The organism is Oceanospirillum sediminis (assembly GCF_014164585.1).
GTDB classification, from domain to species: domain Bacteria; phylum Pseudomonadota; class Gammaproteobacteria; order Pseudomonadales; family Halomonadaceae; genus Oceanospirillum; species Oceanospirillum sediminis.
On record NZ_JACJFM010000007.1, the window covers coordinates 118,433 to 145,091 of the forward strand.

Below are 26,659 nucleotides of genomic sequence, written 5' to 3' on the forward strand. Positions count from 1 at the left end.
ACCGGAGTAGCGCAAACTCTGTACCAGCAGATAAAATCATCTGTAACACCATGAAAAATAATGATTTTATTTTTTATAATGCAGTGCAATGTATGTACTGAATACTACGAGGCATCACATTTGTCGGTTTTACGACACGCCTTTGCCACAAGGAACCGGATGTCCGGGGAAACAGAGGGCTACAGCAGGAAGAAACGGTTTCTGATGAAGATGTAAATGTTGCTATGCTGGTAAAGAAGAAACTGACAGATCAGAGTCTGTCAGTTCTACGGGGAATATATATTTCGCGGGATCAGCTTAAAAGGTCATAGCGTATGGCGCAGAGGCTTTATGTCTGGCGGAGAGTGTATTTTCAGCCCGATAGCTGATAACTCCCGGAGGTCGGCTCTGTACTTGTTCTCCCTGAGTGACCCAGATACGTAACAGGTGGCGCTGAATATCCTGGAAAGCACTGCGATAATGGATCAGGTCATCCCGCCAGGGCTGAGGACTCTGACGTTCAATAAATGCATGATAAAACTGATACGATGGATAATCTGCAGTGATCAGGCGGCCAAAACGTTCAAGAATGATATTCCAGCCGGCATTACCAAAGTCAAAGATAGGTTCAAGGTTCATGACACACTCCTGTCTTTCATTATTCCCTTCTCCCGACTGGCCAGGACCTGTCGGGCAACATATGAAGCGGTAACTATCTGAAAGGCTGCGACACTGGCTACGATATACCCCCAGCTATAGTGGCTGTACAGCCAGGCTGATAGCAGGGCTCCGGAGCATCCCCCCAGGTAGTAAAAAAACAGGTAAAGACCATTGCCATACCGTACAGCGGCGGCGGGCAGGTCAGAAATCAGGTAGTTAGTCAGTGCCTGTGCCATATAGGCACTGACGGAAAACGCAGCAATCGCAACGGCAATCAAAGGCAGAGATTCCACCATTGAGAACAATACCGCCGATACACTCAGGCAGCTAATCAGTAGTAAGGCGATACATTGCCCGTATAGCCGGGACAGATTAAGCGCAACTGCCGGAAAGAAGACTGCCAGCGCTGCGGTCAGATAAATAAGACCGGATTCACTGGCGCTGAGTTGATACTCCACCGCCAGTCTCAGGCCAATGGCCGTAAACATGCTGCTCTGAGAAAACAGAATACAGAAACCGATCACCAGCAGAACCTTCAGCCGGTGCTGATCAGTCCCGGTCAGCTGATACCAGTGTCGAATGTTAGTTTGGGCAGTCTGTTCCCCATCTGCAGAAGGTAACGAGTCGCTATCTCCATCATGAAACAGCGATTTCTGGCTATAAACCAGCAGACACACCAGCAGCATCAGGGCGGCTGCGATCATAAACCCGAACTGCCAGCCAGTACTGTCTACCAGCCAGGCGGAACCAAACCGGCTGAATACACTCCCCAGAATTGTACCCGTGACATAAGCTGAAATAACGGTGGCTTTTTTATCTGCACAGGTGTTACGGGCTGAACGTAATAAGGTGGAAAGAATCAGCGGAATCAGAATGCCCTGGGTCAGCCTGACCACCAGTAGCTGCCATTGTTCACTGACCATTGCCAGCGCGGCATTACAGACTGCCATCAACAGGAATGCACTATAAATTAACCGGTAACTACTGATACGTCCCAGCAGTGCACTGCTGAATAGCGCCATCAGTGCCAGGCTCAGTAACGTGGCCATATTCAGAGGTCCGGCCTGCGCTTCGGAGACTCCGAACAACACATTGAGCTGTGGAAACAGTGCCTGTAATTGATACAGATTGAAAAAAGCCCCGGCAGAGGCGACAAATGTGATAAATACTTGCATGAGATTCTCCCTTCTTCGAGAATCCCACAAGGTGGCTGAGCAGAGAATGTCTGTTTTCAGATCACTGTTATTCAGCAAAGGACTTAATCAGATGGATATCAGGCAGCTGAAATATTTTATCGCCGTGGCTGAAGAACTCAGCTTCCGCCGCGCAGCGGAACGTCTGTATATCACTCAGCCGCCTCTGAGCCAGCAGATTCGTCAGCTGGAGGAGGAGCTGGATACTCAGCTGCTGATCAGAAATACCCGCCAGGTCAGCCTGACACCTGCCGGTGAATATTTTCTGGGCAAAGCCCGAAACATTATCCGTGATACTGACCAGGCCCGTTATGAAGTCCGGGATCTGGGTAAGCAGCAACAACAAAAAATCCGTATCGGTTATTCAGGCACCAGTACCTTTGTCGCTCCGGTGATGCAGCGGCTGAAAGAGTATGCCGCTCAGCAATCAGGCGTCAGCCTGCATATGGTGTGCGGTAATGCGACAGAGTTGCAACAGAAGCTATTAAGTGATCAGCTGGACCTGGCTCTGATCCGGAACAGCCAGCCTCCTGCCAGCCCCGATCTGCTTTACCATCACATATCAGAGGAGCAATTGTATGTGCTGGCTCTGGCTGATCATCCACTGATGCAGCAAACCATCGTACATCCCCGGCAGCTGGAGTCCTGTGCACTGGTGACCTACAGTCGTACCGATAACACCTCGCTTCGCCTGCGTATTGATCATTATCTGAAAGAGAACCATTGCAGTCCGGGCAATATTATTGAAGTGTCGGATATCTCAGCCATGATCAATATGGTGCAGTTTGGCCTCGGAGTTGCCATTTTGCCCGAAAGTGTAGCCCGCTCATTTTCTGAACAATTTGCGGCCCGCCCGGCATCTGGTCGGGAGAACAGTATCGGGCTTTATCTCTGCATGTCAGGGCAGAGTTCTGATATCGCCAGACACCTGTTTGATAAACTGCAATAGCCTGAGCCTGCGAAAATCCGCTGTCTGCAAGCGCAAGCAGTGCCAGGAGAACAGAATACAAAGAACACACAAAAAAGGCTGCCCGGAGATGGCAGCCTTTAACGATCAGATGATCATGAACTTAACAGGTGCGGCGATAGATAATATCCCATACGCCATGCCCCAGGCGCTCACCCCGTTTTTCAAATTTAGTCACCGGACGGGAATCAGGACGCGGCACGTAATCACCATCAGTCGCGGTATTTTCGTAGCCCTCTGCCTGATTCATCACTTCAACCATATGCTCTGCATAGTTTTCCCAGTCTGTTGCCATGTGGAAACGCCCGCCGACTTTCAGTTTCTGGCGAATCATCTGAGCAAACTCCGCCTGCACAATGCGACGTTTATGGTGGCGTTTCTTATGCCACGGGTCCGGGAAAAACAGCTGCAATAAGTCCAGAGAGCCATCCGGGATACACTGTTTCAGAATCTCAATGGCATCATCTTCATAAGCCCGCAGGTTGCTCAGGCCAGCATCACCGGCTTCGGCCATCAGCTTGCCTACGCCCGGCGTATGCACTTCAATCCCGATAAAGTTATGATCAGACATGGTCTTCGCCTGCTCCAGCAGAGAGTGGCCCATACCAAAACCGATTTCCAGCACTAACGGCGCTTCACGTCCGAAGACGTCTGTCGGGTCGATCATTCCCTGCTCCAGAGTCAGGCCCCATTTCGGCCAGAACTCATCCATTCCCCGTTGCTGACCTGCGGTCATACGTCCGGTACGCAGTACAAAACTACGGATGCGGCGTTTGTGCTCTTCCGGCACATTCTGCTCCTGCTCAGGAAGATTATTTTCAGCTTCAGTCGCTTCAGCAGCGTCCTGATTCAGATTCTGAGCATCAGTGGAATCAGACATTATCTTGTTTAACCTGTATAAATATTAATCAATCAGACCGTCCAGCGGAGAAGAGGCACTGGCGTATTTTTTACGTGGCATACGACCGGCCAGATAGGCTTCACGGCCGGCTTCAATGGCTTTTTTCATTGCCGATGCCATCAGAACAGGGTCTTTAGCGGCAGCAATAGCCGTGTTCATCAGCACCGCTTCACAGCCCATCTCCATAGCAATCGCTGCATCAGATGCTGTACCTACACCGGCATCGACCAGAACCGGGATATTGGCACTTTCCATAATAATACGGATATTGTGCGGATTCAGAATCCCCAGCCCCGAACCAATCAGAGAACCCAGAGGCATGATCGCACAAGCGCCCATATCTTCCAGTTTCTTCGCTGCAATCGGGTCATCGTTACAGTACACCATGACATCGAAACCATCCTTCACCAGAGTATCCATGGCTTTCAGGGTTTCTTCCATATCCGGGTACAGGGTTTTCTGATCACCCAGCACTTCCAGCTTGACCAGTTTGTGGCCGTCCAGCAGTTCACGAGCCAGTCGACAGGTACGTACCGCATCATCAGCGGTATAACAACCTGCAGTATTAGGCAGAATGGTGTACTTATCCGGGGAGATCACATCCAGCAGATTCGGTTCATCAGCATTTTGACCAATATTAGTACGGCGAACTGCGACTGTCACAATTTCAGCGCCACTGGCTGCAATCGCCCGGCCGGTTTCATCCAGGTCTTTGTATTTACCAGTACCGACCAGTAATCGGGACTGATAAGATTTGCCTGCGATGGTTAAAAGATCTTGAGTCATAACGTCTGTTACCCTTTTCTCAGATGTACCCTGTATTCAGAAGATTCCGTATGCGGATGTCTGTAACTTATGTGGTCTGCAGGATTTGCATAAACTGACCGGATCAGCCACCGCCAATCGCATGCACGATTTCGATATTGTCGCCTTCATTCAGAATCGTACTGCCATGCTCACTGCGCGGAACGATCTCTTCATTAATTTCCACTGCGATACGTTTGCCTTCCAGCTCAAGTAACTGAATCAGTTGTAGCAGCGTACTGCCAGCGTCAAGGGTACGCGTGTCGCCATTTACCTGGATCTGCATACGATAAAATGCTCCGGATAGTCTGGTGAATCATTAACAGGCCTCAGGCCGAGTAATACAGAATCCGGATACCACGAGCGACCCGGCACGTATTACAGCCGCAGGCTATCTGTCAGAATGACCCGACATTGTAACGGATTTCCAGGATTTTGCAGGTCTGAAGCAGCGGGTAAACGTGTTAAAAAATAAACACTCCGCTCAGAATGCCGACATAACAGAAGTTAATCCCGAATTACGATAACGATTACTCCGGCACAGTCGCCGGATACTGCTCATTACAAGGAGAACTCCATGACGACACTGCTATGGACAGGCGTCGCACTGCTGGGAGGCAGCAGTGTATTACTGGATGCCTGGTTCAGTCATGGTCTGAATACTACGCCGGATGTTATGTCCAGCCTTAAAACAGCCATTTATTACCAGCAACTGAATAGTGTGCTGGTGATTATATCCCTGATCCTGGCCGGTAAAAGCCCTCGTTTTATACATATCCTGCCAGCCTGGTGTTTTACTCTGGGTATCATTGCATTCAGTGGAGGCATTTACGGTAAACACCTGATGGCTTTGAATACCGGTATGATTACCCCTGCTGGTGGTCTGATTACAGCGCTGGGCTGGATACTACTGGCGGTTTCCGGGCTGGGCTATATCCAGCGTTCACGACAAAGCGGCTTCTGAGGCCCAGAACATGCGACGAGACCTGTAATACAAACAGTCTCGTCGCTATCACCTGCACAGCTCTTCACACCCTCAAGACTTCGCTCTTCTGCTCATCATAACTGTTTGCCAGCACAGTCGGACATAAAGCGGCCATTAACGAGGCGGAATAGAATACGTCGCCGTCACATGAGCGACAGGCTCTTCCTCTCCTTCAGAAAAAATACTGATCTCCCCCACTGCCAGACGTTTCCCCAGCTTCAGTAACCGGGCTTGTGCCAGAATCGCTTTTTCCGGCACTGGTTTACGTAAAAAGTTGATGTTCAGACTGGTGGTGACCGCCAGCGCTACCGGTCCAATCTGAGCCAGAATAGCCACATACAGGCAGACATCCGCCAGTGCCATCATCGTCGGGCCAGATACGGTACCTCCGGGACGCAGATGGTCATCACTCACATCCAGTCGCATATCCGCCGTATTTTTCCCCAGACGAACCACATGGCCAATATGTTGCGGAAACTCCTGTTCCAGAAACAGGGTAATTTCATCTGTCGTCATCACAGTGTCGGGTAAGGGTGCATTCATGGCAGAGACTCCGATATTGTTGTTTTTGTTATGGTGGCTTCAGTCTGTGACTGATTGTCAGCATCAGGTCACAGTATGACGTGAAAGTATCGGAGAAGAACAGCAGTGAGTATGACCTGTGAGTCCCTGACAGCCCGCATAGAAACAATCAGCCGTTCAGTCGCCCACCCATCTCCTGGGCCAGATCCACTGCATAGTTGTCGGTCATACCACCAATAAAGTCCAGTACCCGACGATAAGCTTCATAGCGGTTCCAGTCAGGTCCTGGTATGTTCTCGCCAATCAGGGCCAGAATACGCTTATGTTTAAAACTCAGATGATCCAGTGAATCGCCATCCTGCAGTTGACCCAGCTCTTCCACCGCGCCACAGAAGGACTCCAGCAGTACGCCCAGAGTACTGTAAGCACCAATTTCCAGCTTGGCTTTCCGGGGATGATCAAAAATACACTGCTGCGCCAGACGCTTGGCTTCAGCGACACCCTCAGCAATATCGGGCAGACAGACATCAATCAGATCGGAATCAAACTGCCCGCTGAGCAGATCGGCCTGATGCTGTACAAACTGTTCAGATACAGCGGCTACAACCTGCTCCATAGCCGCGCCTCTGAGTGCTGCAATCCGTCGCCGATTTGAGGCCTGATTCAGCTCACTGTAGCCTGCAGGATTGCCACCTGCGATCTGTAGCAGAATCTCTTCCACTTCCTGATAACGAAGAATCTCCATCTCCAGACCATCTTCCAGATCCAGCAGGGCATAACAGAGATCATCTGCGGCTTCGACCAGATACACCAGAGGATGTCGACACCAGCGCTGATCAGACAGCTGGATCAATCCCAGGGCATCAGCCACTTCCTGCAGTGCAGGCAATTCGGTCTGATAACAGCTGAATTTACCGGCATGGTCCGCATAGGGTGCCGTCCAGGGATATTTCAGAAAAGTACCCAGTGTGGCATAGGTCAGACGCATACCACCGGAAAACTGGTTGTACTCAATCTGAGTCACCATACGAAAGCCCTGAGCATTACCCTCAAAAGTGACCAGATCAGCCTGCTGCTCTCGGGTCAGGCCTTGCAAGCGCCCCTGTTTCTGGGCCTGGGTGAACCAGTCACGAATCGCATACTCACCGGCATGACCAAAAGGCGGGTTGCCAATATCATGGGCCAGACAGGCACTCTGGATAATCACTCCCAGATCTGCCGCACTGATACCTGACGGTAACTGCTCCTGCAACTGTTCTGCCACCATCATCCCCAGGCTGCGCCCGACACACCCCACTTCCAGACTATGGGTCAGACGGGTGTGAATATGATCATTTTCAGCAAAGGGGTGCACCTGGGTTTTGCGTCCCATACGACGGAAAGAACCGGAGAAAACGACGCGGTCATGATCTTTATGGAAGGGGGAGCGCCCGACATCATCCAGACTGTGCCGGGTACATCCTTTAAGACGTGCATCAGACAACAGTTGTTGCCAGTTCATCATAGCTTTCATTATCGGTTCCCTAATGCACTTAGAAACACCCCCAGATTTATCCGGGAATCCAGCCTACGGGACAACCGCTCCATACAATACAGATGCCTTCTGTTTAACAGTCTGGCCGGATATTACTGATCTGATAACAGCATCAGATACCATACCGTTCGCGATACGCACGAATCGCATCAGCATGCTGTTCCAGACCACCTTTCTCATCCAGATACTGCAGTACCTGTTCCAGAGTGATAATACTGACCACAGGAATGTTAAAATCACGCTCAACTTCCTGGATAGCAGACAGCTCACCTTTGCCACGCTCCTGACGGTCCAGAGCGATCACCACACCACCGGCCTGAGCACTATTAGCATCAATGATCTGCATCACTTCACGAATAGCAGTACCTGCCGTAATGACGTCGTCCACAATCAGCGCCTTACCTTTCAGCTCAGCCCCTACCAGTACACCACCTTCACCGTGATCTTTGGCTTCTTTGCGGTTAAAGACATAAGGCACATCCAGGTCATGCTGATCTGCCAGCGCAACAGCTGTAACCGCTGCCAGAGGAATTCCTTTATACGCAGGACCAAAAATTACGTCATACTCTACTTTAGCAGCAACAATCGCTTCGGCATAAAAACGCCCCAGTTTCGCCAGCGCACGACCGGTGCGGAACAGACCGGCATTAAAGAAGTATGGACTAACCCGGCCTGATTTAAGGGTAAATTCACCAAAACGAAGTACGTTCTGTTCAATGGCAAATTCGATAAACTCACGCTGATAGTCTTTCATTCAATAAGCTCCGATGGATTGTCTGCTGTAAAGATACAACTTTCAGACGCTAACAGGGTCACAAACAGGCAAAAAATCGCAATAAACCGCGACTTTTTAGCTGTGTCCTTACCAAAACGTCTAAAGCTCGGGTATCATACACGCTAGTCGTAGCAGGAACCATGTATGAAGATCATTAACGTTAACTTAAATGGCATTCGCCGGGCCGTAGAACGCGGCTTTCTGGAATGGCTGCAACAACAGGACGCTGATGTAATCTGCGTTCAGAATCTGCAGGCCAGATCCTACGAACTGGATGACAGCATTCTTTATCCTCAAGGATATGAGGGTTACTTTTTTGACGCTGACAAAGAAAACTTCAGCGGAACGGGTGTGTATTGCCGTAAGCTACCCAAGGCCATTATGACTGGTCTGGGTTTCGAGCAGGCTGATTTTGAAGGCCGCTATATTCAGGCTGATTTCGACAAGGTCAGCATCGGCTCCTTCCTGATGCCGGATAACAGCTCGCCTCAGGAAAAATATGCCTTTATGGAGCAGTTTAATGAGTATCTGAAAAAACTGCGCCGTAAACGTCGTGAATACATTATCTGCGGTAGCTGGTATACCGCACATAAAACCATTGATCTGGCTGACTGGGCTAACAACCAGGACACTCCGGGATTCCGTCCGGTAGAACGCGCCTGGCTGGATCAGGTCTTTGGTCCTATGGGTTTTCTGGATGCATTTCGCGAAGTAAACCGCGATGAAAACCAGTTCTCCTGGTATCCGGATCTGGATCAGCCAAAAAACCGTCAGGATGGCTGGCGTATCGACTATCAGGTCACCGGTCCTAATATGCGTCGTAATATTGTCAACGCCTGGTTTGATACTCACGCCAGTTTCTCAGAACATGTACCTCTGGTCATCGAATACGACCTGGAGCTGTAACTCCCCTGGTTCTGGTTTACGATGACTGAAACATCCGTAAACGAAAAAGCCCGCTAAGCGGGCTTTTTCTATTGTCTGCCAGTATCCGTCACAGATAACGGCAGCCAAACACTATTCAGCCAGAGCCTGCTGCTGAATATCAAATAGCTCCTGACAGCCTTTCTTCGCCAGCTCCAGCATCGCCAGCAGCTCATCCTGAGAATAAGGTGCCCCCTCTGCTGTACCCTGCACCTCAATAAAGCCACCCTGATCGGTCATCACTACATTCATATCTGTCTCTGCGCTGGAATCTTCCGGATAATCCAGATCCAGTACCGGCAGACCTTCATAAATACCCACAGAGACTGAAGCGATCATCTGTTTCAACGGATCGCCTTTGATCTTTCTCTCACGTTGCAGCCAGCGAATGGCATCCACCAAAGCCACACAAGCCCCTGTAATCGACGCTGTGCGAGTACCGCCATCGGCCTGGATCACATCACAGTCGATCTGGATGGTATGTTCGCCAAGAGCTTCAAGATCTACCGCAGCACGCAGAGAACGACCAATCAGACGCTGAATCTCCTGAGTACGGCCTGATTGCTTACCGCGCGCCGCTTCGCGATTCATACGGGAACCGGTTGAACGCGGCAACATGCCATATTCAGCGGTTACCCAACCCTGGTTTTTGCCCCGCAGAAAACGAGGTACCGACTCATCCACCGATGCTGTGCAGATCACTTTGGTATTACCAAACTCGACCAGTACAGAACCTTCAGCATGACAAGTATAGTTGCGGGTAATTTTCACATCACGCATCTGGTTCGCTGCGCGCTCACTCGGACGGGTCACAGAATCAGTCATAACACACCTTTTTAACAGACAGGAACAGGCCACTATCCGGACCTGAAAAATAAGAAACGATCAGATTGCTCCGAGCAACCCGGTATCCGGAAATCATGCCCGAAAACCACTGGCAGCTGCAGAACAGAATAACAAGACAAAAAAGAATGCTTACAATTATACACGCCCAGTCATCACAGGCAGACTTTAAAACCCGATTTCGCTACACTACTGCGCAAATCGAATACCTCACCGGCTGTCTCAGCCCCAGCCTCTGTCCAGGAGTCCACCATGACACACAGCATGACCGCATTTACCCGGCAAGAAGCCCAGTACCCATGGGGCAGCCTGAGCTGGGAGATCCGCTCGGTAAATCAGCGTTTTCTGGAACCGCATTTTCGCCTGCCAGAAACCCTGCGGGATCTGGAACCAGCGATCCGCGAGATGCAACGCAAAAACCTGAACAGGGGCAAAGTCGAATCTGTGTTGCGCTTTCAGCCCGCTCAGGTCAGTGAGCAGTTCTCGATTGATGAGAAGCTGATAAAACAACTGGCGGGTGCAGCAGAGGCCATAAGCAGCCATCTGCAGAACCCGGCGCAGATCAATCCATTGCAACTGATGCAATGGCCAGGTGTACTTCAGAATGAAGAAGTGGACCCGGACGAGATTAAAAAAGCGGCTCTGGATCTGTATAAGCAGGGCCTGAAAGACCTGATCAGCTCCCGTGCCCGTGAAGGTGAAGAACTGGCTAACCTGATCGTACAACGCCTGGATGGTATTGATGCCATTGTTAAGCAGGTTCGTGACGTACTGCCTGGCATCCTGGAGCGCCAGCGCCAGCAGATTGAAGAGAAGCTGGAAAGCATTAAAGAGGAACTGGACCCGGCGCGGGTCGAGCAGGAGATCGTGATTCTGGCAAATAAAACTGACGTTGCCGAAGAATTGGATCGCTTAGACACTCATGTGACGGAAGTCCGCCGTATCCTGAAGAAAAAGGACCCGATTGGCCGCCGTCTGGACTTCCTGATGCAGGAACTGAACCGCGAGGCTAACACTCTGGCGTCTAAATCTATCGTGACAGAAACCACACAATGCGCGGTGGAACTGAAGGTCCTGATCGAACAGATGCGTGAGCAGATTCAGAACATCGAATAATCCAGAACGATTCATCGGTTCACCGGCTGATAGCGGATTCGGTTATCAGCCAGCCTCTGGCTCTTTCAGCTATCCCTGATAGCCAATAGCCTGAAGTTGCTTCTCCGCAGCAGGACCCAGATAGTCACGGATGCTGGTGAAAAAAGCGGGCCATTGCTGTTGATTATTTTTACATAGATAAGCCTGCGCTAATTGATCCATCGCCTGTGGCACGGCGATACCTATCTTTACCTGCTCTTGTAACTGATAATTCAGACGATCCAGCACTGTTTTACGAAAGCGCTTTAATCGATCGGCATTCAGCCGTAACTCATCGATCGTCTGCTGAGCCTGAACCGGGCTAATCCCCGCTTTATTACAGTTATTCGTATTAACTGAAAGCATACCTGTTGCTCTGTCACACTTAAAAACCCCAGGAAACGCAGGCACACCTGTCAGTGGGTTCAGGATAACGCTCGTCAGATTCTGATTAGCTTTTGGCACATCACAGGAATGATCCGGGCTGGTAAAACGTGTATTGGCATCCCTAACATCATTTTTGCTACCACCATGACAACAGCCCAGAAGGTTATGCCAGTCCAGATGCCAGTTATGGCTTCCCGCAACAGTGGCGGATTTAGGATGAAAATGCTCAACCCGAAAGTCTGCTACGCCGTTTTCATCTTCATCCGCATCAAGAAGGTCAATTTCGCAATACGCGCATAAGCCGTTCTGATCAGCTTTTAACTGCTGCTGTACCTGCGTTTTCCGTCCTGTTTTTTTGCTGAATGCCTCCCAGGTATTACCAGGAGTAGACGTGCGATAGCTTTTCAACAGGGAAGGTTCCTGTCCCTTTAGAACCTTTTTCATGATTGGTTACGCTCCCACTCTTTCATCCGAATATCCATATTCAGACGAGCCAGTTCTGGTTCAAACTCCCCTCCCCAGCGTTGTAGCTCCTCCCTTAATCTCAGCGCTTCATCACCATCCCATTGATCTTCGGACACAAGTGTCTGATACCGATGTAGCTTCTGTACAATCTCTAACGCCTCCACGCGAGGACTCTTAAGGCCCAGCACGTCCAGTAACATCTGCTGAGCTTCTGCCCCTTCAGAAAAAGATACCGGGATCAGCTCTGGCCGCTCATCCTGCCAGTCAATCACACGTAAGCATTCCGGTTTAACGGAAGAGATCACCTGAGGACTATGGGTCGAAACAATAAACTGAACATTCGGGAAAGTGCGCATCAGATCCAGCAGAATGGTTTGCTGCCAGCCCGGATGCAAATGAAGATCCACTTCATCAATCAGAACCACACCTTCGGTCTGCAAAGGATCTGACATATCCGGGTTAGCTTCCGCCATTCTGGCCGCAATATCCATCACCATAGCCAGCGTTGTACGATAACCATCACTCAGTTGCTCCATTCTGAGTGTCTTTTTCACTCCGTCATGCAGCCAGTCCACCTCTATTCCTGCCGGTTGAGCGGCTACCGGATGACTGAACTCCGGCAACATCGTATTAATCGCTTTGCGAATGGCTTTAAGCTCAGGTATTTCTACATCAAAAGAGCGCTTCTCTTTCTGTAAGCGGCTCTCTTTCGATTCCAGATAATAAAAGTACTCAACAAAGCTTTTAAAGTTGGTCCGGCTTTCAAGAGAGCCATTAAACGCATCAAACCGGCTGAACGCCTTCTGAAAACTCCGTTTGCGCTGAGGAATCGAAAATACGCCTCGTCCAGTACCGTAATAGATAAAAATAGGGAGTTCAAAAGCCTGTTGCTCATTCAGACCATCAATGAACTGATCAACATATTGATTCAATGCTTTAATGCCAATTCCATCAGGAATCAGCATTTTGGTTTTTTCGGATTGATCCCGCTTTTCAGTGCGATCCCAGCTTACACCATGGGCTGACTCGCAATGAATACGCATAAATGGCGGCTTCCGACCATCCGGGAAGACCTGAAAGTCAGCCGCTTTAGGGCTTAAACCAGACACGTCAGGTAAACGCGTCAGAAAAGCCCCTAACGCAACAGCAACACCATCAAGGATGCTCGTTTTACCCGCGCCATTGCGTGCCACTAATACCGATAGCTGAGGATGAAATTGAAGTGTAAAGTCGCTAAAACGGCGAAAGTGTTGCAAGCGTAGAGTGTTGATTTTCATACCAGTCAGTCTTTCTTAATAGTGTTTTTCAATATAGGCGTATGCTTTATCAAATAACTCTTTATCTTTTCCTAGCCCAAACTTTGCCAGAGTGACCATCAAAGCTCGCTGAACTAAACGAGGACCGCTTTCAGAAGCTTGCCAACCATCAAACCGGGTTGCTATCACAATAGCATCAATAGCTTCTACAACATCACCAATCACTTTTGGGGTTGAATCAGGTCGTGTTTCCAGGAAGAGCTTTGTTAGGGCCTGCTTATTATCTTCTTCCGTTACCGCTTTTTCACCCGTATCACGCTCTGCCTGAACAGCATCTCGTGCGGTATCTAACAAGCCTTTTAACCAATCCAAAGCCTTAATAACACCGGCCTCATAATCTCTGCGCAGTTTTTCCAGACGCTCGCCCAATTCAACAAACTTAGGCTCGTCATGACCGCGCAAACGCCCCATCAGATCAATCTCCAGGCGTTTTGCTCTTTGTTCCTGCTCCTGAGGTGTCAGAGTGAACAGGGCATGCTCATCCATCACCAACTCATCAATATCTCTACGGATACGTTTAATGTCCGTATGTTCATGAATCATTTTGACGGTTTCGGGCCCTAATGCAGCCCATACCAATGCCCCGGTTTGCCCAACAGGCCGAACCGATTCATACACCTGTGCCAGCCATTGATAATCCTGGCGATAAGGCGTTAAAAAAGGATCAGGGCTAATAGCCGACCAGAGTTTTGCCAAAACACCAAAACAAGCGGCAAACTCGTCGCGTCTTTCATTTGTCGACAAGCAGTCCTGTGCCGCCATAATGCCTTCAAAACCCTCAACAGAGCGATCAACATCAGGGAAAAAGGTCAAACATTTATCTAGCTGTGCCGGTAACAGTTCTTTAAAAGCTTCAATGCCTTCAACAACACCATCAATCTCTTCCGGGTTATAAGCCAGGGCAGTACGTAGATTCTCGAATACCCCCAAATAATCGATAATCAGCCCCATGCCTTTATGTACTTCATTCGTTTCATACAGGCGGTTGGTCCTACACATCGCTTGCAACAGCGTATGATCCCGCAAAGGCTTGTCCAGGTACATGCAGTAGCAGATTGGCGCATCAAAACCCGTTAACAGTTTGGAGGTCACGATAATCAGCTGTAGCGGCTGTTTCGGATCTTTATAGCGTTCGATCAGATCTTTCTGTAACTGGTCATCAGCGTCAAGGGTTTGCCAGCGTTCAAAATCTTCCGGTTTAATCGCCAGCTCCAGCTCATCATGCCACTTGAGCCAATCTTTGTTTTTCTTACCTTCTTTATCAACCCTGGGAGCCGGATCAACGTTCATTACCACCTCAACGGCATCAAACCCCAATCGCTTACCCAATAGGTGATACATGGTGACGCAGGCTTCACGGTCATAGACCACCACCATGCCTTTCATCTTTTTCGGCAGTACGTGTTGCTTGAAGTGCTTCGCAATATCCTTACTGACCGCCTTCATGCGCTTAGGGGCTTTCAGCATAACGGCCAGTTTGCCAGCCCGTTTTGACAGAGTCGCTTTTTCGTCTTCAGATAAGTTATTTTCCTGAGCTATACGCTCAAACTCTTCATTAATGGCATCCTGATCCACTCTGAGTTCCGCGAGACGCGGCTCAAACTTCACCGGGTTTGTTGCGCCATCACGAATCGACTGTTTATAGCTGTAGCGATTCATATAACGACCGGGGTCTTCATCGGCACCAAATAACTTAAAGGTGTTACGATCAATGCCTGAAATCGGCGTACCGGTTAAACCATAAAAATGGGCATTCGGCAGCGCCCAACGCATTTTTTCACCCAGACCACCTTCTTGAGTTCGGTGTGCTTCATCCACCAGTACAACGATATTTTCTCGGGAGTTCAGGCCATCGGCCTGGCTTTCGTCCACCTCAATATCCTGAAACTTAAAGATGGTTGTGATCAGAATGCCTCGCTTATCCTGCTCGATATACTCGCCCAGTTTTTTACAGCTTTTCACCTGAACAAGATTTTTAACATCGGCACCACCAAAGGTTTCATTGATCTGACTATCCAGGTCCCGACGATCAACCACAATCAGAACAGTAGGATTATTTAATGCATTATCAGAGCGCAGCATTTTAGCGGCATACAGCATCAACAAGGATTTACCAGAACCCTGAAAGTGCCAGATCAGGCCTTTTTTCGGATAGCCTTGTTTAACACGCTCAACAACTTGCTTCGCGGCTTCAAACTGAGGATAGCGAGGTAAAATCTTAATACGCTTAGGCGGAGTATCCTTCCCGGTTTTAAGCGAAGAGAAGAGCGCAAAAGATTCCAGTAACTGCAATAGCGTCTGAGGATTTAATAAGCCCTCCGCACTATCCAGCACAGCATTCAAACCGGGCAATATATCCCCTCTCTGCTCGGTACGGTGCCACGGTCCCCAATCTTTTACTCGGGCATGAATGGCACCATAAGCAAAGGTTTTACCTTCACTGGCAAAACACAGCAGATTCGGTACAAAAAACGTCTGCACATTCTGCCAATAGTGCTTAGTGCCACCCATAAAGTCCGCAGCACCATCCTGCCAAGTCACGCTCGGCCGCGTCGCCGTTTTGACCTCACCCACCACCAGAGGCATACCGTTGATATAAAGCACAATATCAAAATAGGCTTCCGTTGCCGCCTGGTAATGCACCTGGCGCGATATCACAAAGTGATTGTTTTCAATATTATCGAAGTCGATCAGATTGATCGTGATATGGTCGCCATTTTCACCAAATGGCAACGTCTTTTCAGCCATTAACCATTCATGAAAATTTTCATTGGCCTTAACCAACCCTGTATGTTTTGCTTCCAGCACCAAACCACGCAGCTTATGGATCACCTCATCGGCATAATCCGGTTGCTTCTTAAGATCAGGGTTTAACGAACAAAGTGCCTCTTTAAGCCACTCATCAACGAAAATATCCTGCGACTTTTTAGGCAGGCTATCACCGTGACAGTAAGTCCACTTTACCCCGCCTAAGCTCTTTAAACGGTCAATAATTCCATCTTCAGTAACGGTTTTTTCGTTGAACATAATCTATTCCATTAATTGATTAGCTAGATTTTGACGAATTTCGTTAAGATCTTTCTCTCTTGTAGAAATACCTTCAAGAAGCTGTCGAAAGTTCTCAAGACTATTAACTAACCTTATTTGTATTTCTTTTGGAGGTTTTGGTACCCATAAAGATGAGAAAGCATCTGAACTCAACCTCTTGGTACCATGTGTTGAAGTACTCACCAATGATAGAAAGTTTGAAGAATTAGCAATCATCCAGTGTAAAATAAAAAGAGGGTCAAACTCATCATTAACTTGAATAGCTTTCATATCTTGATTAAAAGAAGACTCTTGATTTGTAATACCCACTGGAAATGTATGAGCCAAGATCATGCCTCTAACCACAAATAAAATTGTTTGCTCAGGTATAATTTTAGAACCGGATAAAGCCCCCTCCTTAGTAACACGGTCGATGGAATTCTCTAAATTAAAGGTTTTCATATCTTTTGGACTGAACCAAGGGAAGTTCCCCTTCCAGTAGCTTTCATTAGATTTTTTTGGTGTACCACCACTTAGAAACTTACCGATTAAATCAAATCTTTCTTCTTCCCATGATTCAGGTATTAGCCCACAATTTGCCTGCTTTTTTTTCTCGTTAGACCACGAACCAACTAATAACTCTTTTTTTAATACAAAAGATAGCTTTTCGCCAGCTAAGCATACATCACGTGCATGACTGCTTGCTCTTTCAGTCATTAATAATACTGATTTTTTCCTATGAATAAATTCCTTTTCATGTAATGTAATTTCAATATTGGAAAGTGACTTAAACTTAGTTCGTGGAGATAATGATCCTGATGATGATTTAATTGCCGCATCCCAAAAAATATTGGATTGCACAATATATGGAATGAGGCTTGGATCATATGAAAACCTTATTGGCTCCATAACAATAATATCGCCAGAGCATATCCCATCAAACTCGGCTACGGCTGCTTTTTTCAGATAGGGGCGACGTTTACCAAATAAGATTTGTCCTTTTTTAAAGACACGGGTAAAACTGGGTTTATCTTCTGCAATTAAACCCCAGCGTTTAATTTTCAGTGAGCCCGAGTCTAAATGCTCAAGACCGATATAACGCTCATAGCCATCGGCAATGGGGTCTTTTGTCGTTAGTTTAACTTCGCGGCAGATATCACCAAATTTTACAGTTTGCTTGTCAGTCATTAATCTGCGGCTCCGTTTTTATTGAGCTTTTTGCGTAACACTTTTCTGGCTTCTTCGGCCATCTCATCAGTAAACACTTTATTTTTCTTTGCTTTGGGCACTTCATAACCAAGATCGGCAAGGCTTTTAAACAATTTCTTGGTTTGTTTTTTTAGTTGTACCCGGCTGACTTTCCAGGCTTCAATCGCATGGCCAACATCATGGGTTTCATCGGTACTTTTAGCCTGTACATACAGAGGAATCGATAGGTTATGCTGGTTTTCAGCAATGGTGCCGATATCCACTAATGCGGTGATATCACTTTGCTTTTCTGGCTCAAAATAGGCTTGTATCAGCACATCCAGATCATTATCTGACAGGCGACTATGGGCGCGTTCACGGGTGACATGCTCTACGCCGTTAATAAACAGAATCTTATTTTTTCGCTCTGCAGGTTTATTACAATTCAGTACAACGACGCAGGATTCCATCGGAGAGTTGTAGAACAGGTTTGGCCCTAAGCCTATCACCGCTTCGATAATATCCGACTCAATAACTTGCTTACGGATCGATTGCTCTGAGTCGCGAAAAAGTACGCCATGAGGCCATAACATGGCTGCCCGGCCGGTATCCGGTTTCAGGCTTTTAATAATGTGTGTGTAGAAAGCATAATCCGCGCAGCCCTGAGGCGGTACGCCGTAGAGGTTGCGGCCAAAAGGGTCTGCTGAGAATTTATCCCGATTCCATTTTTTAATGGAGTATGGAGGATTGGCAAAAATCACATCAAACTGTTTAAGCTGATCGCCTTCGATAAACTTCGGCTCACCCAATGTATCCCCACGCAGTACATCAAACTCTTCGATATCGTGCAGGAACATATTCATACGGGCGATAGCAGAGGTGAGTAAATTCACTTCCTGCCCGTAAAGATGCACGCTACGCCATTCTTCGCCGCGAGCACGCAGATCCATTACCGCATTCAGTAACATTCCGCCTGTGCCACACGTAGGATCGTAGGCCGTCTCACTGGGTTTCAAGCCCATTATCCGGGTCATTAAATGTACAACGGTACGGTTGGTATAGAACTCCGCAGCGGTATGACCGGAATCATCAGCAAACTTTTTAATCAGATATTCATAGGCTTCACCCAGATCATCCTGGGCAACCGATTGAATCCCCAATGGAATTTTACTGAAGTGTTCAATCAGATCTGCCAATAAGTGGTCTGGCAGGCGCTCTTTATTGGTCCATTGGGCATCACCAAATACACCATGCAAACGTGGGTTATTGGACTCAATCAGCCGTAGTGCTTTCTGAATCGCTTCGCCAATCTCTTTACTGGTATTACGTATCTTTTCCCATCGGGCTTCTTCAGGAATGTTAAACCTGTGATACATCGGCATCACAGCATATTCAGCATCCCCATCATGAATACCCAATGCTTCGTTATATTCTTCCAAGTAAACATCGGATAGGCGCTTATAAAACAGCAGCGGAAAGATATATTGTTTGTAGTCTGAAGCATCAATCTGACCACGCAGAAATTCTGCCGCGCCCCAGAGAAGACTTTCTAAATCTATTTTGTTCATGAAGTGCGGTAATCCATATATTCCAGCTCAAAAGTGTAAGCAAGGGTTAGTTTCATACTTCAAAACCTTCCTTTATAAGCAAGGCTTCCAGTTCCTCTTCTGCTTTTTCTAAAGCTGCAAGCTTTTGCTGAAAATCCTGTAATGCTTCTTCAACCGTGATGGTTTCTTCTTCCAGTGGTTTCTGCACATAACGGGCAATATTCAGATTAAAATCATTCTCTTCGATTTCATCCAATGAGACCCAACGGGCAATACCTTCAATTTCTTCTGCTTCAGGACCCTTTTCTTGCTGGGTCTGATAAATATGATAGATATCATCAGACTGATCATTACTCAGCGTATTCTGCGCTCGGCCTTTGGTATAAATCTCTTCAGCATTAACGATCAGTACATGTTCTTGATGAGATTCGGGTCTGGTCTTGCGTAATACCAGTATGCAAGCAGGAATACCTGTGCCATAAAACAGGTTTGAAGCGACGCCGATAATCGCTTCGATACGATTTTCTTTCAGCAATTTAGTCCGAATTTTTCCCTCTGCTCCACCACGAAATAACACGCCATGAGGTAATACCACAGCCATTCGCCCTGACTTATTCAGTGAAGCAAACATATGCTGCACCCAGGCAAAATCGCCATTCGTTTTAGGAGCCAGGCCATAATGCTTACGACCATAGGGATCGTCAGACCATTGATCATGCCCCCACTCTTTTAAACTAAAAGGCGGGTTAGCAATCACACAATCAAATGTTTCCAGCTGATCCTGAACCAGGAATTTAGGATCACGTAGCGTATCACCACGAAGAATACTGAAGTCTTCCTGACCGTGCAGGAACAGATTCATTCTGGCAATCGCTTCTGTCGTCAGGTTTTTTTCCTGTCCTTTGATTTTTAATAAGCGAGGGTCACCACCTTGTTCTTTAACATGATGGATGGTTTCTAACAGCATACCGCCAGTTCCACAGGCGGGATCATAGACACTCTCACCTGCTTTAGGATCAAGGATATTGACCATCAAACGTACAATGGTACGGGGGGTATAGAACTCACCTGCTTTTTTATTTGCTTTATCTGCAAAGCGTTTAATCAGGTATTCATAAGCTCGCCCCATATCATCATCGCGAACGCTGGCGACACCAAGATTTACCTGATGGAAATGATCAAGCAATGTGATGAGTAACTCATCTGGCAAGCGCTCTTTGTTGGTCCAGCCCGCATCCCCAAAAATGCCATGCAGTTTAGGGTTAGCAAGCTCAATACCACGAAATGCATTTTTCAGGGCCTGACCAATATCACTAGGCTTATTGCGTACTTTATCCCAATGACAACCCTCTGGAATCTGTATACGGTGGAACATATCCTGTCTGGCAATCTCTTCATCACCGACCTGCTCTAAAGCCTCTTTGAGCTCTTCATCGTAAACATCACAAATACGTTTAAAAAACAGGATGGGAAAGATATATGTTTTATAGTCAGACGCATCAATTGGGCCTGTGATGATATGGGCTGCATGCCAAAGATGCGCTTCCAGATCTTTTAATTTAATCAGTGTCATTCTTTATTTCTCAATCACATCCTGCGGCTCAGGGGGAGTCTTTTTCGTTGAGGCCAGTATTTTCAATTTAATAATGAGTTTATCACTGGAGTAGAGTCAGACAATATATTCCTTTTCAAACATTAAGTTATCTAATTTGATGGTATTTCCAGCCCCCAAGTACCGATCTTATGCTAAAAGCATATATTAAAGCTTTCGAATATTTAGAAAAGATTGATTCACAATACAACTTTGCGAATAATTCGAATAGGACCATTTGAGAAATGCAAAACAATGCAAGCACATGAACAACTACCTTCCGCTGAAGAAGCCGCTCTTGCAAAACTTTGCAGCCAGGAGCTTGCCGCAATTTTAGAAACCAAAGCAGAAGTCCAGACCCTTTCTGTGCAGGATAAAAGTGGTGAAACCCACTCGGTAAATATGCCCGTTAGCGCTCTGCGTATGCTGGTAGATGTACTAACGGAACTGGGTGAAGGCAACGCCGTTAAGCTAGTGCCAATTCATGCAGAACTGACCACACAGGAAGCTGCCGACCTGCTAAATGTCTCAAGGCCTACCCTGATTAAATTGCTGGATGATGGAGAGATCCCATTCCACCGTTCGGGGAATCGTCGCAAGGTACGGTTTGCCGACCTTCGTCAATATCAGGAGACACTGGAAAAAAACCGGCTTAATGCCCTTGATGAATTAAGTGCTCTGGATCAGGAGTTAGGGCTGGGCTACTGATGAGTTCTAACTATACCGTTGTGCATCATGTTCCCGTCGTGTATCGGCTAAATAGGACAGACTTTTATCAGAAACCTATATATTCAATTAATATGCAAAACCGGCTAATTTATCTATCGCAAACTGTAAGTGTTTATCATTAAATAAAGCTAACTTTCGCTGTGCCCATTTGTCTCCTGCAGGCCAGCGCTGCAAACCCTCTTTGATAGATATCAGGTTGGGTTCACAACCTTCCTGAACCAATAACCAGTCCACAGAGGATAGTAACTCTAGGCCAAAAGGTGATTCGAAACCTGATATTAGCTCACTGGCTTCTTCCAGTGCGGATATATACTCCTTTCCTTCTGAATATAAATAGGTTGTAATCCGATCCTTTTCACTATCATTAAACCAGATGACATCCAGCGGATCGCAATCTGGAATGCGCTTATCTGATTTAAGGTAACTACCGTCCAGAGCATTCAAAAGATGGTCAAGGTTATTTGCATAAGGCCCGTAATAGTTAGCTTCAAATCTCAACTTGAGCTCATTATTAAGCCCTTTCCTCTCTACCGTTCGCTGTAAGAACCAGGCCAGTTTCTGAATCTCCAGCAGGCTACACTCCATTCCTAGAATCCAGTAACGTCGTACCAGCTCAGCAACTAATGCTCGTGCCGGTGTGAGCTTTTTTACACCTGTTTTTTTGCTCACATTTTGATATTGAGTCGTCGGTTCATAAATAATTATTTCAACATCAACAATATCACCCAAAGCTTGCTCTATTCTGGGTTTTACATCCTTCCAGTTCAGTCCACCGTTGCCAGCACCCAGTGGTGGAATGGCAATGGAGCGAACCTTATTAGCCAAAATAAAATGGCGCAAGTCCACTAGACCTTCATCAATCCACTCCATTTTGGATCGAGCCCGCCAATGCTGCTTAGTTGGAAAGTTAACAATCCAACGAGGCCCCATCATGTCTCCAGTCTCTGTAACAAACACTCTACCCGTTTGTACTCTTTGCTCTTTACAGGCTTTAGCATACTCCTGCATATTTATAGGAAACCGCTCCTTAAACATCAGAGCAATCCCTTTACCCATCACTCCCACTGTATTGACGGTATTCACCAGAGCATCAACTTCTGCTTCTAACAAATTGCCTTGTGTATATTTAATCATTAGAAGTACCACCCTGTTCGGGCATAAACAGGCATATTAATTTTTCGTTCATGTAGCCAGTTATCCAACATGGCTTTTACATCTTCAGTGTAACAAACCATACCTATCAGAGCCTCTACAGGGCAGGACTGATAAACCAAAGCCTCAGCCTGATAGCGCTCAAACTTTGCAGGATCGTTAGGAGCACGCTGGAAATCTCTAGCTTGAAGTATCGACCAATCAATCTTATCCAGATCCTCAAGATCAGTATAAAAATTACTCCAAGCGTAATAAGCATGGCTATCAGTAAATACATAAGGCAGGCCCATTGCCTGTATCTGATACAGATCAGACACCAAGATAACGATATCTTCATTTGGCCGCTGGCGTACACCACCCCAACCACTATGAATATTTTTCAGCATGGGTGAAAAAGGCGTGAAGTAAAACGGAACATAGTCGTTTAAGTAGCCTTGAGTGCCAACGGGCACGGCATGCGTAGCTCTTTTATGAGTTAGCTCTGGGTTTCCTATCGGCACCCAATTAGGGCATTGGATCGTACTATTACCACAGTGCAAACCATTATCCAGAACCCAGGGGATATTGTCCCTGTGAACAATACGCCAAATCAGAGCCTTTTCTGGGTTGAGGGTCGCTTGGTAGTTATATGCCACTTAATTACCTACAAACATCTTTGGAGCATGATCCACTTTCGATTAACAATGCTTGCATCATACTCTCTTTGATCTGGTACGTTTTAGTCAAATGTAATTCAGGTAGCAATATCCCAGATCAATCCAGTGACTTTTAAGCGTAGATGAATTGCAAAAGGTGGGTAAACTGGTGGGTAAAGAAGAAATAATCACAGAAATTCACTGGTATCTTTATGATATATATAAATTTTTAAATCTGGATCAATATTCAGATTCAGAATATCGAATAGGTTCTATTAAAAACATACTCGGCTTAAAGCCTCTGTAGAAGCTCATTATTACCCACCACATGACATCGCACAGTGGTGGGCGCTCTTTTACGGGTATAGAAGAGTAAGAGCAGGAAATATCCTGAGGTTACACACCAAAAGATGACAGGCTCATCCACACCAGCCCGATCAAGGTCAGCACAGCAACCCCGATACCACCGTATGCCAACAATGTCAGATGCTGCACACGGCGCTCAAAGTTTTCCAGCGCATCTGATAAATCGCCTTCCTGCTGATCAATCTTCAGGTTCAGCGCTTTCAGCTCTTTATGACTTGTTGCCTTTAGCTGTTTCGAAAAGCTGGCATGAGTACTGAGTGTACTGCCAATATTAGAAACCGACTTTTTCAGGCTCTGCTCAACTCTTAAGAGATGCTTTTTCTGCTCTCCATTCTGGCTTTGCGATTTAGCCTCCAGCGATTCCAGCTGTTCTTTTAACGTCTGTATATTCTGGTTCTGTGCTTCTGCTGACGCTTTGCTCTCCTCCAGGACTGCATCAACTTTATCACCCAGATCATCGTCTTTTTTCAGTGCACTCTGAGCCTGTTCTTCCTGAACAGATGTCAGCTGTTCTGCGAGGCTTTCCAGCTCTTTTGATAGTGCACTGTTAATATTCTGCAGGGCTTCACTCTGCTGAGCCAGTTCGCTCTGCATATCATCGGAAAGTTTATTTAATCGGGTATCGCAAGCGGTATGAACAGCATCCAGTTTGTCATCCAGGAACGTCATGTTCTCTTCTAACGTATTCTCAAAGAACTGCATATCCTCTGAGTTCTGGTTAGCCAGAGATTCCGTTAAATCTTTCGCCTCTACGATCTCATCACTGAGTTCATTTTTAACAAAATCCAGGTCATCCCGCAGGTTCCTTAACTCATTTTCCTGATAGGCCTGAAAACCTGAAAGTGCCAGCTCTTGTTCATCAATGGAGGCTTGCAGGGATTCCTCTATGAAATCAATTTTTTCATTGACGGTATCATCCAGATGCTGGATTTCATTACTCTGAAACTGCTGTAACCCGGCAATCGCCTCGCTTTGCTCTGTTATTACATTCTGCAAGGCGTGCTCGATTGATTGAATCCTGTCATCGGCTTCCTGACTCAGCCCCTGAGGCTCAGCAACTGCCTGTGACAGCCCTTGACGTTCAGCATAACCTTCAATCAGCTTTTTCAGCTGAGTCTGATGCTGACTTAGCACCTTCTGGTGCTTACTCACCGCAGTATTCGAGCGCTCAATATCATGGCTCTGCTTTTGAATGATACTGTGTTGTTCTTGCAGCGTTTGCTGCTGCCGGGTCAGCAGCTGCGATTGAGCAATTGCAATCACCATCAGATGGCTCAGCGTCTCAGGCTGTTCAGCAAGATCAGGCTGGAAGAGGTCTGCCAATAAATCAGGCATACCTGCTTTGTTTAACAGATCCTGAGAAACACTGGCCTTTGCGACCTGACTTACAATTTCATCCACCTTCATTCGGCGCCCTTTTTACTGATATCACTCAGAACCTTCTAATCAAGCTCAACTCACCACTTTCATTCATCGTTTCGCAAGCCTGCACGTCGAACAATGAATATTTTATCTCACGTTGCAGAACAGATTGTGAAAAGCAGAACCTCTGTCCAAAGCAGTGGGAAATCATAACATTTACAGTATATTACAAGCGATTCCAGAAAGAGTATTTCCGACCATGTTTCTGCTCTAACTGATCTTTAAACTCTGACCGGTCAGTTAAAGATGGATAGTCGTCTATCTTTTCGTCCAACCGCTCAAGATGCCGGTAATAGTCTGCTGCATAGTCATAAGCCTTACTGCGACCAGCATTGAGAATATCTGACAACAGTAATGGATAACATATACCAATCAACAGATCGTATCCCACCTGCTCAAGATTCCGGGTCAATGCCTTATCCATAACCTTATTTCTTATCCCCCTGCCTCTCAGGGTTCATAAACACTGTCCAGTCTCAATGGCCTTTTTCAGCCCCTCAAGTCGCCGCATCAGTGAAGGCCTTGTCGCGTAGTCTGATACAAAGCGCTGGAACCGGAGAATAAAGTCCTGAAGAACGCCCTTCATACTGTAAGCATCAAACAGTTCCTGTAACGTGGCGGCCGTCTGGTCATATCCCTTTGGCTTCATGCTGTCCGCACCCTCTTTGGCTCGCTTCCAGCCAACCTCTCTGTTCGCGAAGACCTGCTCCATATAGTGCTCCTTCTCTGCCTGTTCCCTGGCTTTACGTTCCGCTTCCCGTGCCCGATATACCCGGTTCATCTCATCTCTGATGCGAGCCATATAAGCGTCCAGATCTTCGGCCTTCAGCCAGTAACGCCATTGATCCGGTACGGTGTTTTCGTTGAGCATTGCCAACGCCTGCTGGCTGGACAGCTGTCCCTGTTCAAACAGAGCGTACAGCAGCCGGTCTTTATCCTCTGCCGATAATTGACGGAGCTGCTGTTCAGGCGGTAGTGGGCGACTTGATAACGTTGCATGATTTTTTGTCTGACTCAGAAGGGCCGCTAACGCTCTGACAGGCACTTCAGACAGACCAAATAAGTCTGCAAAGGCTTGCTGTGCGTCTGTTAACTGAGAAAAGTCATAACCAATACGAGGCAGAGGGGGTGGTGAATCATTATTATGAACCTGAATCAGCCAGCACAGATACAGCAGCCTGTAATCTTTGCTGATCAGCTCTGCTCGAAGGTCTCTCAGATACGTAAAAAAACGTTCGGCATCATCGTCATCCCGGTAACGATCATCCTCATTCATCACCAGACGTAGCAACTGATATTGGTTTGTATTCCAGACAATCGCCGAAAAACCGTCATCAATCATTGTAAAAGTTTCAGGCAGGCTTTTCGGTGGCAACTTCAGCCAGATAATGACCTCCCCCCAATCGGCATAGTAAAAACCCACGTCAAAATATTGCTTCATCAGCAGATCAGGATCGGCCTTTAAGTCACTATAGTTGTAATACACCTGAAATGAGCTGGAGGTGATCTCAGCACGGCTGGAAATATCGCGCAGCTTTGTCTGCTGTTGTGAGGACAACAGGCTGTCGGTGCATTCAAAACGATAATACTGGTATTCACTCATCATTCAGTCC

Annotated in this window: 25 protein-coding genes; 5 read left to right on the top strand and 20 right to left on the bottom strand. The window is 47.1% G+C overall.

What is annotated here, in order from left to right; translation table 11 throughout:
* Positions 1-297: 297 nt before the first annotated feature.
* A complete protein-coding gene (locus H4O21_RS07765; RefSeq protein ID WP_182808284.1) occupies positions 298-618 on the bottom strand; it encodes a hypothetical protein in 321 nt (106 codons plus the stop codon).
* Complete coding sequence (locus H4O21_RS07770; protein ID WP_182808285.1) at positions 615-1,814, bottom strand: MFS transporter; 1,200 nt, start codon at positions 1,812-1,814, stop codon at positions 615-617. Before H4O21_RS07770 ends, H4O21_RS07765 begins: the two co-directional genes overlap by 4 nt.
* A 91-nt stretch (positions 1,815-1,905) precedes the next feature.
* Here H4O21_RS07770 and H4O21_RS07775 point away from each other — a divergent pair, with 91 nt between their 5' ends.
* Complete coding sequence (locus H4O21_RS07775) at positions 1,906-2,781, top strand: LysR family transcriptional regulator (RefSeq protein ID WP_182808286.1); 876 nt, start codon at positions 1,906-1,908, stop codon at positions 2,779-2,781.
* 121 nt (positions 2,782-2,902) lie between these two features.
* On the opposite strand, the gene trmB is transcribed toward H4O21_RS07775, so the two are convergent.
* The 3 genes from trmB to thiS form a co-directional block, all read right to left on the bottom strand.
* On the bottom strand, positions 2,903-3,679 hold the full coding sequence (gene trmB, locus H4O21_RS07780; protein WP_182808287.1) for a tRNA (guanosine(46)-N7)-methyltransferase TrmB: 777 nt from the start codon (positions 3,677-3,679) through the stop codon (positions 2,903-2,905).
* 24 nt (positions 3,680-3,703) lie between these two features.
* Positions 3,704-4,486, bottom strand: a complete 783-nt coding sequence (locus tag H4O21_RS07785) for a thiazole synthase (protein WP_182808288.1) — start codon at positions 4,484-4,486, stop codon at positions 3,704-3,706.
* A 103-nt stretch (positions 4,487-4,589) separates the two neighbouring features.
* The gene (gene thiS, locus H4O21_RS07790) at positions 4,590-4,790 is read right to left on the bottom strand and encodes a sulfur carrier protein ThiS (protein WP_182808289.1); all 201 of its coding nucleotides are present in this window, start codon (positions 4,788-4,790) and stop codon (positions 4,590-4,592) included.
* Positions 4,791-5,081: 291 nt separating this feature from the next.
* Between thiS and H4O21_RS07795 the strand changes: the two genes are divergently transcribed.
* Positions 5,082-5,468: a DUF423 domain-containing protein gene (locus H4O21_RS07795; protein WP_182808290.1), complete on the top strand. Its 387-nt coding sequence runs from the start codon at positions 5,082-5,084 to the stop codon at positions 5,466-5,468.
* Between the two features lie 135 nt (positions 5,469-5,603).
* Here the strand turns inward: H4O21_RS07795 and H4O21_RS07800 are convergent, their stop codons facing one another.
* The 3 genes from H4O21_RS07800 to pyrE all read right to left on the bottom strand — a co-directional run bounded on the left by H4O21_RS07800 (position 5,604) and on the right by pyrE (position 8,299).
* Positions 5,604-6,032, bottom strand: a complete 429-nt coding sequence (locus tag H4O21_RS07800) for a PaaI family thioesterase (RefSeq protein WP_182808291.1) — start codon at positions 6,030-6,032, stop codon at positions 5,604-5,606.
* 148 nt (positions 6,033-6,180) lie between these two features.
* Entirely contained in the window at positions 6,181-7,524 is a 1,344-nt protein-coding gene (locus tag H4O21_RS07805; protein WP_255487195.1) for a deoxyguanosinetriphosphate triphosphohydrolase, read from the bottom strand.
* A gap of 133 nt (positions 7,525-7,657) precedes the next feature.
* Complete coding sequence (gene pyrE / locus H4O21_RS07810; protein WP_182808292.1) at positions 7,658-8,299, bottom strand: orotate phosphoribosyltransferase; 642 nt, start codon at positions 8,297-8,299, stop codon at positions 7,658-7,660.
* Positions 8,300-8,464: 165 nt separating this feature from the next.
* On the opposite strand from pyrE, the gene H4O21_RS07815 reads away from it, so the two are divergent.
* On the top strand, positions 8,465-9,226 hold the full coding sequence (locus H4O21_RS07815) for an exodeoxyribonuclease III (RefSeq protein ID WP_182808293.1): 762 nt from the start codon (positions 8,465-8,467) through the stop codon (positions 9,224-9,226).
* Positions 9,227-9,337: 111 nt separating this feature from the next.
* Here H4O21_RS07815 and rph read toward each other — a convergent pair whose 3' ends face one another.
* On the bottom strand, positions 9,338-10,069 hold the full coding sequence (gene rph / locus H4O21_RS07820) for a ribonuclease PH (protein ID WP_182808294.1): 732 nt from the start codon (positions 10,067-10,069) through the stop codon (positions 9,338-9,340).
* Between the two features lie 270 nt (positions 10,070-10,339).
* Here rph and H4O21_RS07825 point away from each other — a divergent pair, with 270 nt between their 5' ends.
* Positions 10,340-11,203, top strand: coding sequence for a YicC/YloC family endoribonuclease (locus H4O21_RS07825; RefSeq protein WP_182808295.1), 864 nt, complete (start codon positions 10,340-10,342; stop codon positions 11,201-11,203).
* 69 nt (positions 11,204-11,272) lie between these two features.
* Here H4O21_RS07825 and H4O21_RS07830 read toward each other — a convergent pair whose 3' ends face one another.
* The 6 genes from H4O21_RS07830 to H4O21_RS07855 are packed head-to-tail and all read right to left on the bottom strand — an operon-like array spanning position 11,273 to position 20,724.
* Positions 11,273-12,016, bottom strand: coding sequence for a retron system putative HNH endonuclease (locus tag H4O21_RS07830; RefSeq protein ID WP_220495561.1), 744 nt, complete (start codon positions 12,014-12,016; stop codon positions 11,273-11,275).
* A 32-nt stretch (positions 12,017-12,048) separates the two neighbouring features.
* Complete coding sequence (locus H4O21_RS07835) at positions 12,049-13,350, bottom strand: AAA family ATPase (RefSeq protein WP_182808297.1); 1,302 nt, start codon at positions 13,348-13,350, stop codon at positions 12,049-12,051.
* Between the two features lie 15 nt (positions 13,351-13,365).
* Positions 13,366-16,416 carry an HsdR family type I site-specific deoxyribonuclease gene (locus H4O21_RS07840; RefSeq protein WP_182808298.1) on the bottom strand — a complete coding sequence of 1,017 codons (3,051 nt, stop codon included), beginning with the start codon at positions 16,414-16,416 and terminating at the stop codon, positions 13,366-13,368.
* A gap of 3 nt (positions 16,417-16,419) precedes the next feature.
* Positions 16,420-17,604 (bottom strand): restriction endonuclease subunit S, encoded by a 1,185-nt coding sequence (locus H4O21_RS07845; protein ID WP_182808299.1) that lies wholly within the window; start codon positions 17,602-17,604, stop codon positions 16,420-16,422.
* Positions 17,604-19,172: a type I restriction-modification system subunit M gene (locus H4O21_RS07850; RefSeq protein ID WP_220495562.1), complete on the bottom strand. Its 1,569-nt coding sequence runs from the start codon at positions 19,170-19,172 to the stop codon at positions 17,604-17,606. Before H4O21_RS07850 ends, H4O21_RS07845 begins: the two co-directional genes overlap by 1 nt.
* Before the next feature lie 52 nt (positions 19,173-19,224).
* Positions 19,225-20,724 carry a type I restriction-modification system subunit M gene (locus tag H4O21_RS07855; protein ID WP_182808300.1) on the bottom strand — a complete coding sequence of 500 codons (1,500 nt, stop codon included), beginning with the start codon at positions 20,722-20,724 and terminating at the stop codon, positions 19,225-19,227.
* Between the two features lie 273 nt (positions 20,725-20,997).
* On the opposite strand from H4O21_RS07855, the gene H4O21_RS07860 reads away from it, so the two are divergent.
* Positions 20,998-21,450 carry a helix-turn-helix domain-containing protein gene (locus H4O21_RS07860; RefSeq protein WP_182808301.1) on the top strand — a complete coding sequence of 151 codons (453 nt, stop codon included), beginning with the start codon at positions 20,998-21,000 and terminating at the stop codon, positions 21,448-21,450.
* Positions 21,451-21,537: 87 nt separating this feature from the next.
* On the opposite strand, the gene darG is transcribed toward H4O21_RS07860, so the two are convergent.
* The 5 genes from darG to H4O21_RS07885 all read right to left on the bottom strand — a co-directional run bounded on the left by darG (position 21,538) and on the right by H4O21_RS07885 (position 26,652).
* A complete protein-coding gene (gene darG / locus H4O21_RS07865; RefSeq protein WP_182808302.1) occupies positions 21,538-22,605 on the bottom strand; it encodes a type II toxin-antitoxin system antitoxin DNA ADP-ribosyl glycohydrolase DarG in 1,068 nt (355 codons plus the stop codon).
* Positions 22,605-23,258, bottom strand: coding sequence for a type II toxin-antitoxin system toxin DNA ADP-ribosyl transferase DarT (darT, locus tag H4O21_RS07870; protein ID WP_182808303.1), 654 nt, complete (start codon positions 23,256-23,258; stop codon positions 22,605-22,607). The genes darG and darT overlap by 1 nt, the downstream gene beginning before the upstream one ends.
* 396 nt (positions 23,259-23,654) lie before the next feature.
* Entirely contained in the window at positions 23,655-25,031 is a 1,377-nt protein-coding gene (locus tag H4O21_RS07875) for a coiled-coil domain-containing protein (protein WP_182808304.1), read from the bottom strand.
* A 181-nt stretch (positions 25,032-25,212) separates the two neighbouring features.
* Positions 25,213-25,470 (bottom strand): DUF6880 family protein, encoded by a 258-nt coding sequence (locus H4O21_RS07880; protein WP_182808305.1) that lies wholly within the window; start codon positions 25,468-25,470, stop codon positions 25,213-25,215.
* Between the two features lie 33 nt (positions 25,471-25,503).
* Positions 25,504-26,652, bottom strand: a complete 1,149-nt coding sequence (locus H4O21_RS07885; protein ID WP_220495563.1) for a hypothetical protein — start codon at positions 26,650-26,652, stop codon at positions 25,504-25,506.
* Between the last annotated feature and the right edge of the window lie 7 nt (positions 26,653-26,659).

Bases quoted from the DNA above. Each gene is read 5' to 3' on its own strand.
- H4O21_RS07765 (WP_182808284.1), bottom strand. From the start codon at position 618: ATGAACCTTGAACCTATCTTTGACTTTGGTAATGCCGGCTGGAATATC.
- H4O21_RS07770 (WP_182808285.1), bottom strand. From the start codon at position 1,814: ATGCAAGTATTTATCACATTTGTCGCCTCTGCCGGGGCTTTTTTCAAT.
- H4O21_RS07775 (WP_182808286.1), top strand. From the start codon at position 1,906: ATGGATATCAGGCAGCTGAAATATTTTATCGCCGTGGCTGAAGAACTC.
- trmB (WP_182808287.1), bottom strand. From the start codon at position 3,679: ATGTCTGATTCCACTGATGCTCAGAATCTGAATCAGGACGCTGCTGAA.
- H4O21_RS07785 (WP_182808288.1), bottom strand. From the start codon at position 4,486: ATGACTCAAGATCTTTTAACCATCGCAGGCAAATCTTATCAGTCCCGA.
- thiS (WP_182808289.1), bottom strand. From the start codon at position 4,790: ATGCAGATCCAGGTAAATGGCGACACGCGTACCCTTGACGCTGGCAGT.
- H4O21_RS07795 (WP_182808290.1), top strand. From the start codon at position 5,082: ATGACGACACTGCTATGGACAGGCGTCGCACTGCTGGGAGGCAGCAGT.
- H4O21_RS07800 (WP_182808291.1), bottom strand. From the start codon at position 6,032: ATGAATGCACCCTTACCCGACACTGTGATGACGACAGATGAAATTACC.
- H4O21_RS07805 (WP_255487195.1), bottom strand. From the start codon at position 7,524: ATGAAAGCTATGATGAACTGGCAACAACTGTTGTCTGATGCACGTCTT.
- pyrE (WP_182808292.1), bottom strand. From the start codon at position 8,299: ATGAAAGACTATCAGCGTGAGTTTATCGAATTTGCCATTGAACAGAAC.
- H4O21_RS07815 (WP_182808293.1), top strand. From the start codon at position 8,465: ATGAAGATCATTAACGTTAACTTAAATGGCATTCGCCGGGCCGTAGAA.
- rph (WP_182808294.1), bottom strand. From the start codon at position 10,069: ATGACTGATTCTGTGACCCGTCCGAGTGAGCGCGCAGCGAACCAGATG.
- H4O21_RS07825 (WP_182808295.1), top strand. From the start codon at position 10,340: ATGACACACAGCATGACCGCATTTACCCGGCAAGAAGCCCAGTACCCA.
- H4O21_RS07835 (WP_182808297.1), bottom strand. From the start codon at position 13,350: ATGAAAATCAACACTCTACGCTTGCAACACTTTCGCCGTTTTAGCGAC.
- H4O21_RS07840 (WP_182808298.1), bottom strand. From the start codon at position 16,416: ATGTTCAACGAAAAAACCGTTACTGAAGATGGAATTATTGACCGTTTA.
- H4O21_RS07845 (WP_182808299.1), bottom strand. From the start codon at position 17,604: ATGACTGACAAGCAAACTGTAAAATTTGGTGATATCTGCCGCGAAGTT.
- H4O21_RS07850 (WP_220495562.1), bottom strand. From the start codon at position 19,172: ATGAACAAAATAGATTTAGAAAGTCTTCTCTGGGGCGCGGCAGAATTT.
- H4O21_RS07855 (WP_182808300.1), bottom strand. From the start codon at position 20,724: ATGACACTGATTAAATTAAAAGATCTGGAAGCGCATCTTTGGCATGCA.
- H4O21_RS07860 (WP_182808301.1), top strand. From the start codon at position 20,998: ATGCAAGCACATGAACAACTACCTTCCGCTGAAGAAGCCGCTCTTGCA.
- darG (WP_182808302.1), bottom strand. From the start codon at position 22,605: ATGATTAAATATACACAAGGCAATTTGTTAGAAGCAGAAGTTGATGCT.
- H4O21_RS07875 (WP_182808304.1), bottom strand. From the start codon at position 25,031: ATGAAGGTGGATGAAATTGTAAGTCAGGTCGCAAAGGCCAGTGTTTCT.
- H4O21_RS07880 (WP_182808305.1), bottom strand. From the start codon at position 25,470: ATGGATAAGGCATTGACCCGGAATCTTGAGCAGGTGGGATACGATCTG.
- H4O21_RS07885 (WP_220495563.1), bottom strand. From the start codon at position 26,652: ATGATGAGTGAATACCAGTATTATCGTTTTGAATGCACCGACAGCCTG.